Below are 11592 nucleotides of genomic sequence, written 5' to 3'. Positions count from 1 at the left end.
ATCAGGACATTCGGGGTGGGTAATGCATTTTGCCAGAGCGGCCTTCGGCAAACTGATTGCGTCGGAATTTGGCCGGGGAAACACCAAGCTCGCGGGTGAATATCCGGGTAAAATAATGCACGGATTGGAACCCGCACTGGATGGCGATATCTTTAATTGGTGTCTGTTCATTTAACAACAGCCCAGCGGCTTGCCGCACGCGCCGTTCCTGAATGTAATGAACGAAGGACTGCCCCAGATTTTCCTGAAACAATCGGGTCAGGTGACGGGATGAAATGTGGAGGTGCCTTGACACCGTCATAAGCGTAAGCTCATTGATCAGATTATCATCAATGTACCGTTTGGCCTGTCGGAACAACGTATTTGGTTCCACGGGCTGCTCTCCCGTGTCAGCCGAGTCTGTTCGAGTCGGAACGTGCAAATCTGCTATCGATAACAACAGAGAAGCGGAAATTTGCTTTACAGCAAGAGGAAGGGTTGCCCCAGGCTGGTCGAAAGAAGTAATGAGCGCTTGCCATAAATGGCCAGTTGGCGTAAGGTCCGCTTGCTGGGCTACGCTTTGTCCAAGCTCGGCAAGGCGACGGAAGGATTCAGTATAATAAGCATCTGTGTGGGTCTCATCCAGTTCGAAAGCCACATAAGAAAGCGTCAATCCGGTCTGGCTGCGGATTTGATGCCATACGCCCGGAAGAGATAGAAATGCTGTTCCTTTATTTAAAGCATAATGCTGGTTTTGTTCTATGTAGCTTCCTTCACCGTCTACCACATAACAAGCCTCAAAAAAGGAATGCCGGTGGAAGGCATTGTCGAAATGATCGGGCATGAATCCCCAATACAAAATGGACAATGAAAGCCCTGTTTGCTCCACTTTTGTAATATAACGATTGCATATTTGATTGGCCCGGCGGAAGCTGGCTTCGATGGTCATGGCGTTCCTCTCCCTTCAAGCTCTCATTATACGTTTGCATGGCAAAAAGGCAAACCGGAAGTCGGTCTGCCTCTTTGAATATTTTTCAACTAGGTAAATCAGATGATGCTCTTTTCACAATACGTTAATAATCTGCTAAATAAAACTGCTGCCTCAGCCCGGGTCAGATTACGTTTCGGATTAAGCTTGTGATCTGGTGTTCCTTGAATGAGTTCAAGCTCAATGCAAATCGCTAATGCTTCCCTGGACCAGATTCCAGCCTTATCCGCATCTTTGTATTTAGACAGTACCATTTGCGTTGTATCGGAGACTTCTGGCAACCTCCCTTTCATCTCAAGGGTTCTTACTATTATAACGGCCATCTCTTCACGGTTTAAGGGTTTCATAGGTTCAAATAAATTACCCGCATACCCCTTAAACAAACCTGCATCCGCCACAGCACGAACATCATCCTTATACCACTTATCTTCGGTTACATCTTTAAATGATGATGACCCTTCAGCCTTAAGACCAAATGCTCGGGTTAACATCGCTGCAATTTCAGAACGGTTTATCGTCAGATCTGGAGCAAATTTCTGATCATTCATGCCCTTGATAATCCCTTTGCTCACAAGAGCTTCAATTTCCTTGCTTGCCCAGTGTCCAACCGTATCGAGAAATGCTTTGGGTTTGGTGTTACCCGTATCCGGCTTAGCTCCAGTTTGGTTATCCTGATCAGACCCATTATTTGTTCCTGTACCAGGATTAGGCTTGGTATCGGGTTTCGTACCAGTGCTTGGATTTGATCCGGTGTCTGGGTTTGATCCTGTTCCTGGATTTGTACCCGGATTGCTGTTGTCTTTCGCCTTTACTTTGACAGTCGCAATCGCTTTAATGTCCGTCCCATTGACCGCGCCTTTCACCTGAAAAGTACCTGCCTGTGCATAAAGGGAAGGATCAATCGCTTCCCATACAACGGTAGCATTCTCAGTCGTATCATTACTCAATGTCACAGTCACTTGCGAAGGCAATATCGGTGTAGAACCAGCTTCCGTTTCAACCTGTACATTCTCAATAGATACGATATTAACTTCCGATTCTGATTTAATGTAGAAATCATCCAGAATGAAGGCGTAATCAGAAGTAGGGCCTCCAGCGCCTTTGGATACCATTTTGAAAATAACTTGGTAATCGTTTTGAGCACCTGTTGTGAATTTTTTCTGGAAGCGAATATAACCCCCATCTTCACCCGCTTTATTACCCGGATTAGGTAGCGTGCTCAGTGTTTCCTTCAGCACAATTTCACCAGTGGAGCGTGATTGTACAGAAACCTCATAACCAGCATACTTTTCTAAGGTGTAAATAAAGCCTAAGTCATATTCTGTGTTTGGTTCCATTTTCACGCTGGATTCATTCGTTTTTATTAATTTACCAACATCGGTTTCATTAACTTTCAACGAATTCTCACCATCCAGAACCCAGGTCATTACAGGACCAACCTTGTTCTCAGATGCGGATACAACGGGATTGTTATCCTGTTTATTACTTTGATCGGTTGCAATATGAATTTGCCTATCCCCACCACCGTACTCAAAAGGACCCCAGCCTTCGTACACATTTTCAAAATCCTCATATACAACATAGCTCTTATTCGTAGGGTCTTTCTCTACAGTTGTATGTTTCCAAATTCGCACATCATCAAATTGAACAGTACCCGCTCCCGGATCAGCTACAAGCTTAACTGTCGCGGAATTAATGCCTGCTGGAACCTTGAATTCAACATTCATTCTTTGCCATTTGGTGTCCACGTACTTGAAGGATGATTTATGGATGCCATCCTGACCTGTCACATGATTGGAATAGGTTTGACCATTAATCGTGACCTGAAGCGAGGATTCCCTCCCCTTTTCAGTCTGTGTCCACACTCCGACGGTGTAATCCTGACCAGGCTGCAATCCGGTAATCTCCTGTGAGATTACACCTGAATTACTACCGACCTCTGCGTATCTGTTCCAATTCGATTTGTTCATTTCTTTAGTGATATCGTATTCTGTATCCCCTTGAACAGTCTTGATTGTAATGTTTGCTGGATCATCGACTGTCCATGAACCTGGAACATTGAACTTCTCTGAATTGAAGGCAAAATCCTTGATCAAACTGCCTTCTCCCCAATTCCCTGCATTAGGCACCAAAGTCAGGGCATCAGCAGTTGCTGGATACAATACATAAGGCGTATTTTTCTTTGCCTTCGTAATCGTAAGAGATTCATTCCGAGCGACCAGCGTATCCACCAGAACTTTACCTTGTTGGGTCAATTCGTACATATTAAACTGTTTCACATCTTTAAATTCATCCGTCAACTGCCAAGTGGTAGAGTTACCTGTTGTGTTCCAATGGTACAGCTTCGCACCATCGTTAACACCCAAGATTTGATTAGCTTTGATATCCCAAACCCATGGAATTAACGAGTTAGCCTCACCTGTATGGCGCACTGATTCATCGGTAGTCGTTCCGGTATCTTTCCAAGAAGAGATCAGCTTGCCATTCTTGGTAAGCTCAATCATACCAGTGGATTTATTTCTCTTAGAGACGACATTATTATCAAAAGTTACTTGGTCCTCTTCATATTTCAGTACACCGAAATGCTGTATATACTTCGTCGGCAATACTTCATTGAAGAATACTGTTACACCCTGCTGTACGTCTGGCTTAGAATCGCCCCAAGTGGTCACACCAGGGATTTTTTGTCCTTTAAATAAAGCATTCCCTACAAAAATATCGAGATTGTTCTTCACCATTCTAGAAAGGATACTCTTGTTCCCTTTATTGGGATATCCTAAATCCGGACCCCAGTGAACGAAATCCACACCTGGTTCAATCGGACCTGAGAATTCTGTTCCTACTTTGACTCCAAGACCATTGGCATATTGCAACAATTTATAGGCATTGTAGTCATTGCCGGTATACACGTCTACATAATAGAAATCTAACGCAGGATCATTAGGGTCGTTGGCGTCCTTCGTGAGATTATATAGATTGGTTAACCGTGATTTCAGTTCACCACTCAGGACATCCTTCGTTTGATCTACATAATAAGCCGTATCGATCCAATCCCAACCTTTGGAGAGCTTATCTGTCTTCGGTCCATTAGCTGTAGCCCCAGTTAAATTGGAGTAATCCAGTTCGTTGGCATCGAGATGATATTCGGTTGCATTCAAATGTACGCCGACGTGAAGGTTGTACTTATCCCCCTCATCGATCAAATAATTGAAATCATCCAATCCACCTTGTCGTACACCAATATTAGAGTAGGAAGGAATATCATCATCATGCCCTTCCGCCTGATACCCCTTATGCAGAATCATCTGTCCAAAACCGTCTGTAAAATTGTACAGAACTTTCCCCGTATCCAAACTGTTCAAGAACGGATCATTGGCTTGACTCGCAAAGTTGAAAGCAATGTACATCATATTGTTCTTCATATCCTGTGCGCCAAATGGCTCATTGTAAATTTCCGTTCGGTAAGCAACAGCCGCATCTTGCCAATCTGTCTTTTCGTCGTTATTGCGTTCCCCAGTGACGACCACTTCATACCATGGCAACTCTTCAGTCTCACTACTTTGAAGATGTCGATACGTCCAACTGCCTGGCTTCACCGTTATTTTATTGACAAGCGGTTTTTTCTCTGTGGTGATTATCAATTTATTGCCACCACTCATGACGTTGTCCTCTGCCGATGTTGCCAAGCCATCTCCACTCACCATAACCATCGTTACACCGGTCGTACCGCTTTGCTTCATAAGAGACATATCGTCAACCAGTTCCTCTGAGACTCCGTGCCACTCCCCGTTTGACTTACTCCATGCATACGATGCATCTTTCATTGAACTATTCACATGGATCAGAGCGTTGTTCATTTGAATCGAACGCACTAAGAAATCCGGGCCGTCGGAAATTTTATCAATTTCAAATCGCACTACATTGTTCGCCTTTGCCTCGAGATGTCCATCAATCACAACGCCGATCTCATCAAACGTCATCGTGTACTGATATGTGCTAGCACTGTCTTTCTTCGATACTGTACGCGGTACATAATCCTTATTATTAATCTTCACGCTATTCGTTTGCTCCACGTCGGCCTGTAGCGTGTGATGATTCACTTGATACTCTACAATGCCTGGAAAATCTTTATATACAGTAACGGTCATACCATCATTCTCAATCGTATCTGTCTCTTGCGCCAGTTTCAGCTTAGGTAGCGACTCAAGTTCGACCATTTTGAGGTTTCTCACCGTCATTTGTTTGGTTCCATACCATGAACGAAGACCAAACCAACCCGGCACAACAGCCATCGATTCTTCAGATATCGAACCCATATCTGTTGCTACGCCATCAGGACCCGTAATGTTGAGACTAACCGTTGTTCCCACCAAACGAAGCTCAATATGATAATTTGTATTGGCCTTTATCTGATACGTATTGGGAAAGGCTATCTCATTCCCGTTACTTGTTGTGACCTTCCACTTCCCATTAATATCATGAACGACACCTACATATTTGTCAGCTGCCGAACCTCTCACGATAAAACCATAACGGCCACCATCTGCTCCAGCGGAAACATTGGTGTTAAATTCAAAAATGATTGCCTGATCAGCGAATTTAGGGCTATCCTTATCCACGGCTAATGAAACCCCTGGCATGTTCAATCGGATTTGGCTGTCTCCATTGGCGAGAACCTCTGGTTTACTGTTATCAAGAGGACCCCAGTTCTGCGCATTATAATCTGGTGCATACACCCGAACCTCTTCTGCAGTGATCGCGTCTATCTTGGCTTGAATCGCATGGGTCACAGAATTGTAGATGCCAAATGAACCTGGTGTATATCCAGTTACATTCACACTGCCAGCCCTAATTCCATTCACGTAAAGGCCTAGCTCGTTCTCGATCATTTCTACACGTAGCGTGTAATCTTTGCCAGAAGCAAGTGCAGTAGTAGCACCAATCGCAAAGGCATCATTACTGCCTTCCAGCTTGTATTTCCAATTCCCCGGACTTTCTTCGTAAATCACGATATTTCCAAGTGTAATCCCAGTAGCTCCATCCGACTGCATTTTCACTTGATATATGCCGTTGGCTACTGGTGTTACATCCTTATTGATAGCAGCCGTTCCAGCATCCAACATCCCTTGCAAATATCCACTAGAAACTTGCGGCGTATCCTTGAAGCCTTCCCAATTTACGATTGAATCACCTTCATAGTACTCTTCATATCTCAGCTTGCCAACATGGGATGAAGACGTATTCATATCAAGGAATTCTTCAGTAAAAACAACATTATCAATATAAATGTAATTCTGCGCAACTACCCCAAAAGACCCTTCCCCGAGTTGCTGCCCTGTCGGTAAGTTTGCTTGCAATGTAGCGCCATTAATACTTAAGATCACAGAATGATCAGAGTATTGAAGTCCAACTTTGTTCCAGGTATTAGGTAAAGGATTGAATTCCATCGCATCAGAAATGACAAAGTCAGTGCTGGTCCCATCCTTATTCAACAATACCCATTTCGTGCCTTCATATTTCACAATAGCACCATCGCCTATAACAAATCCGATATCCGATGTTGCTGGCTTCACATTCAACATATATGTGGCGCTTTGCAAGGACGGTGCATCCAAGTTCATTACATTGTCTTTGATATTGGATAGTCTCAATACCCGATTACTGCCTTCTGTAATAATAGTAGAATCAGCACCAGTCCAAGTACCTTTAATTCCATCCTCAAAATCATTACTGTATTGTGCAATTTGTTTGGGTTCAATGATCTCATTCGTATATTGTACATTGTCGATTTGTAGCTCTACAGTGCTTCTAATGCGAAGTCCGAAACGCCCAGCTGCTTCAGAATACTGTTCAAACGTAATGTCGCCAATCCGCTTTTTATTCAAAAAAACCGTTATTTTCTTACCATTAAAATTAAACATGAGATTGTTCCAACGCCCTTGAATCGGATAAGGAATCTCTTGCTTATCTCCCCAGCCCGTATTGGACTCCGGTATCCAACTGCTCGGATCAACCCCGAGTTCATTGAAAATACTTGCTGAATCATTCATTCTGAAACCAAAAGCAAATCCTTGTCCGCTAACCAATTTGTCCGGATTTACCAGTTTGAAATCTAATGAAAGAGTTCCTTGTTGAATTCGTGGCGAATCCAGATCCACACCTCGTTCGCTAGATCCTTTTTTAAGGGAGAGAACTTTATTGCCCGTAATATCCGTCACGACCGTTGCTTTCAGCCCCGACCAATGGGGTGTATAATTGGGGTCTTCATAATCTTGAACATAATTAACAATGTTTGAAGGCTTCTCCCTCGTGCCCACACCTTCAATTCTCACACTCTTGATGGCAATCTCTCCTGTAGCATAGCGCTTATACAGCCCGACTTGACCTAATCCAGACAACGAACTCAATAAATCAGTATTCTTATTGTAATAAGTCACGTCGTCTACAATGATCAGAAGCTTCATACCATTAAAGCCGATCTGAATGTGATAATCTGTGTCCATTTTTAGTTCTGGTCCGTCAAATGTTTCCCACTTACTTGTACCATCCGGACTCTGAATAACCCAGGTTGTGCCGGCATCATAACGAATAGCTATGCCTTGGTTACTATCATTAGATCCTAGAACAAATCCAATATTGCTTTGATTTGTGCTGGTATACCGCATCGTTGTATCTATGACTCCGCCGGAGAGCCAAGGAGCCTTATCCCATGTTGCTATAGCTCCACTGCCACCCAGATTGTTAATCGTTACTGTCAATCCATTGTTTACTGAAGTATTTCCATTTCCTTTGACGAAAGTCATGGCTTCCGGTTCCATAGACTGATAGTTATTCATATAAGAAACAACCTCTTGATTACTTGGAACATTATTTTTTAATTCTGCCAAGAATGTATCTATATCTACATTTCCTGTTGTTTCCTTACTCTTTTCAAACACCGTGATTGCAACTTCAGCTTTAATACTCGTTCCCTCTACAGATCCCTTTACGGTAAATGTCCCTACCTGCGCATAGTCAGAAGATTCAATTGGATCCCAGCTCACCATGACTTCTGCGGTAGTGCTGTCACTGTATACTGCCTGTATTACCGATGGAATTGATGGCTGCTCATCAACGTATGTTTCAACCTTAATCGGGGGGATGCTCTCGATCGTTTTTTCCTGTGGCTCAATTGGCAATTCACCAAATTCTCCTGAAATAGCATAAGCAGTATTGCTAGGGAGTACCATCAACTGACTTGAAGCAACCAATAAAACCATCATCCAAATCCATAATTTGAATATCATTTTATTATTTTTTTTCCGCATCAAATCATTCCTCCTACAATAGAATGCTGGATTTTTTATATTTCGTACCACTTGATCTCATTTGCATCCAGCTTCAGTGAGAAGCTGGAGCCATCACCGCGGTAAACGACTGTTTCCTGTGGCTCATACGTATTATTCACGACGCAGAATTTGTCCTTTTCCACATAAGCATGAACCTCAACATTATAGTTCTCACTGAACCAGCTGTTCAGCTCCTGATCGCTGTGGGCGCTCCAGAGGATCGCACGGTACAGCAAGCGGCTATTCTCGAAGCAATATGGTAAACCGCTTATATATACGCTTCGCCCGTCGCCGAATTCGTTCACCGCAAGTTGAACTTCCTTGTCCGTTTGACGGAGAATCGTAGTATCTTCAAGGGCAAAAATATTTTTTTTGCCTTCTCCAAAGTTGATTTCCTTGCTTCCATCCGGATTGATTTTACAATCTGCCGTAATGAAATGTTCATGCTCATCCCAGTTATATTTATCATAACCCAGCGTAAAGCCACGTTCTTCCTCTACACCGAGGATGTTGGCCAGTTGGAAAAAGCGCCCATTCGCCTGATGCGCTGTGGGTTCGCCAACACCGATAAATCCACCGCCTTCATAAACAAACCTTTTTACGGCGGTAACAATATCCGTATCCAGCCACCATTCTCCACCCGTATAGGCCGTATCTGCATCTCCGACGTTTAATATGACGTCAATATCATCTAAAACGGAAGGATTTTCTTTGATATCGTCGAAGCTGATGAAGCTCACTTCGAAAGGTGCACCAGAGAGAGCTTCAATAATACCGGCATAACTGTAATTTTGCTTGTAATAAAGTGCATGATGGACCATATGGTTCCCCCAGGCCCGCATTTTGCCCCAACAGTTGAGCACGGCTACTGACTTGACGCAATACGGCGAGGTTCCCTGTACATTGTCATAGAGCGTACGGAACTCATCCGTAACGCTTTCTACATAATCAATAAACTCGGGAAAATCAAGGGCTAGCTTAAGATATCCGCCGTAGCCGATCCGATCGATCGGTTTGCGGAGAATCGCACGTCGCGCGGTGACCCAATTTACTTTGGCTTCCTTTACGGGGTCCCCGCCTGTATGAAAGGTATCCGGGAAAAAGTAAGGTAAGAAACGGCCTTCCGTATATTGCACGCCCGGGATATCGCTGATCAGCCTTAGTGTTGAACCGTTTCCTACACTGCCAACTACGGCATCCAGACCGATTGATGCAAATTCCTCCATGAAAGGCTCTGTGCCGATCCAATGATCACCCAGGAACATCATGGCCTCCTTACCACATTCGTGGGTAATATCGACCATTTCTTTGGCAAGGCTCGCCACTTCCCGACGCTGGAATGCTTGAAAATCACGGAACTCTTTCGTAGGTATTCGATAGGTGTTATTGTAGTATCCTTGGTCGATAATAAATTCAGGTCTGAACCTGTACCCGATCTCTTCCTCAAACTGTTCGAGGATATAAGGGCTAACTGAGGCTGAATAGCCGTACCAGTCCACATATTTTTCACGAGCGAGCTCATCAAAAACCAAGGTGAATTGGTGGAAGAAGGTTGTATAGCGAATCACATTGACATAAGGATGATCTTCGATAAACTTGCGAATTCGCTCCATCGTATACTTACGAGTCTTCGGTTGACGAACATCAAAGGTAATTTGATGCTCGACATCTTTCCATTCATTGGTGACCGCATTGTACATATGAACCGGATCCCACATAATATAAGCCAAAAAACTAACGGTATAGTCATGGAACGGCTGGGTTGTGATGGTGACATCGCCGATTTTGTCGTCATAGCTCCATTGTTCGGTCGGAACGACCTCTCCGGTTGTACGATCGATGACTTCCCACCAGCGCTGAATATCGTCGCGACAATTCACTTTGAGCATGTCGGGATAAATCCCCTTCATAAGGGAAATGGAAATGCTTTGGCCTTCAGCCGTATGAATGGGAGTCATCAAATACATTTGTTGAATCTCTTCAGGGTTGGCATTAGCCCATACGTTATCCTTACGGGTTGTATAATAAGTGGAATAGACCTTGGCATCGATATCCCGCAGTTCGGCGGGAAAGTCAGTTCCATCACAATCACGTACAGCGTCGGCTCCCCAGCGTTTCATGATCTCCAGGGTTTGCGGAATAACGTCTAAATCAGTAGGGATCGTTACACGTCCTCTTTTTGTACTCATGGTTGAAAACTCCTCTATTTATATTTTCGGTTATATAGCCATAGCAGACCGATCAGCATAGCGAGCCCAAGCAACATGAGACCTAGTCCGGGAGCTCCAATGTTCTTTTGGCCGACAATGACCAATCCGATACCGACGATAAAAACAATCAGCATCAACAAATTACGCAAATAATTCTTTGTAGAGTCTTCCATCATCGCACCTTATCCTTTCAGCCCGCCCATCGTCATACCTTGGGTTAGCTTTTTTTGTACCAGAATATATATAATCAAGGTTGGAAGCATGACCAGCACCAGACCTGCATACATCTGACCATACTGAACTGCGGATTTTTGCGCCGCCATCAGGTTCATTAAGCCGACAGGTAATGTCTTCAGGGTCGGTTTGGTTAGGAGCGTCATAGAGATAATATATTCGTTCCAGTAGGACAGGAAATTGAACAGAATAACCGTTACGATACTGGGTTTGGCCATAGGCATAATGACTTGCACCATAGTACGAAAATAGCCAGCACCGTCCACCGAGGCCGCTTCCTCAAATTCTTTGGGCAGCGATTTAAAATATCCCGACATGAGATAGATCGTAAATGGCAGTGCCATCGCAGCATAAACCACCGCGAGAACAAACAGGTTGTTCAGCAAAAAAGGGTGTCCCAGTATGCCGCGGAGCATCTTGTCGCCGTTATTAAGCATCAGAAAGATAGGAACAATGATATAGTTTACATTAATAAACAAACCCGCCATAAACATCATATTCCAGAATCCGTTCCCTCTAAATTTAAAACGAGAAAGTACATAGGACGCAGGCAATGCCACAATAAGTAGAAGCACCAGTGCGATTACCGTCACCAATACGGAATTGAGCATAAAAGAACCCATTTTTGCCTTGAGCCATGCATCAGCAAAGTTCTGTAAATGCATCCCGGCTGGTAGTGCCCAGGGACTGCCGTAAAACTCACTGTCTTGTTTGATGGAGGCCATGAATGCCCATAGAACAGGGATGAGGATGAGAATAGCTAAAGCGATCAGTATCACGTAAATGAAGCCTTTATATAATTTGTCGCTAACACCTCTCCGTGAGCGGTTGTTTGTATTCATCTTATTCCCTC

At 43.9% G+C, this 11592-nt stretch carries 5 protein-coding genes; all 5 read right to left on the bottom strand.

Annotated elements, in window-relative coordinates:
• Position 1: 1 nt before the first annotated feature.
• Entirely contained in the window at positions 2-928 is a 927-nt protein-coding gene (locus CRO25_RS04060) for an AraC family transcriptional regulator (RefSeq protein ID WP_063562703.1), read from the bottom strand.
• A 98-nt stretch (positions 929-1026) separates the two neighbouring features.
• Positions 1027-8274, bottom strand: a complete 7248-nt coding sequence (locus tag CRO25_RS04055; protein ID WP_079693843.1) for an endo-alpha-N-acetylgalactosaminidase family protein — start codon at positions 8272-8274, stop codon at positions 1027-1029.
• A gap of 35 nt (positions 8275-8309) precedes the next feature.
• Positions 8310-10484, bottom strand: coding sequence for a 1,3-beta-galactosyl-N-acetylhexosamine phosphorylase (gene gnpA, locus CRO25_RS04050; RefSeq protein ID WP_079693844.1), 2175 nt, complete (start codon positions 10482-10484; stop codon positions 8310-8312).
• Between the two features lie 14 nt (positions 10485-10498).
• Entirely contained in the window at positions 10499-10678 is a 180-nt protein-coding gene (locus CRO25_RS04045; RefSeq protein ID WP_079694269.1) for a hypothetical protein, read from the bottom strand.
• Positions 10679-10687: 9 nt separating this feature from the next.
• Positions 10688-11581 (bottom strand): carbohydrate ABC transporter permease, encoded by an 894-nt coding sequence (locus tag CRO25_RS04040; RefSeq protein WP_079693845.1) that lies wholly within the window; start codon positions 11579-11581, stop codon positions 10688-10690.
• Positions 11582-11592: the final 11 nt, after the last annotated feature.

Source organism: Paenibacillus sp. RU5M, assembly GCF_900221055.1.
GTDB lineage: Bacteria > Bacillota > Bacilli > Paenibacillales > Paenibacillaceae > Paenibacillus > Paenibacillus marchantiae.
The sequence above is the reverse complement of the archived record's forward strand: the minus strand, read 5'-3'. Positions and strand labels throughout refer to the sequence as shown.

Excerpts from the sequence above, each read along its gene's own strand:
- CRO25_RS04060 (WP_063562703.1), bottom strand. The coding sequence starts at position 928 with ATGACCATCGAAGCCAGCTTCCGCCGGGCCAATCAAATATGCAATCGT.
- CRO25_RS04045 (WP_079694269.1), bottom strand. The coding sequence starts at position 10,678 with ATGGAAGACTCTACAAAGAATTATTTGCGTAATTTGTTGATGCTGATT.
- CRO25_RS04055 (WP_079693843.1), bottom strand. The coding sequence starts at position 8,274 with ATGCGGAAAAAAAATAATAAAATGATATTCAAATTATGGATTTGGATG.
- gnpA (WP_079693844.1), bottom strand. The coding sequence starts at position 10,484 with ATGAGTACAAAAAGAGGACGTGTAACGATCCCTACTGATTTAGACGTT.
- CRO25_RS04040 (WP_079693845.1), bottom strand. The coding sequence starts at position 11,581 with ATGAATACAAACAACCGCTCACGGAGAGGTGTTAGCGACAAATTATAT.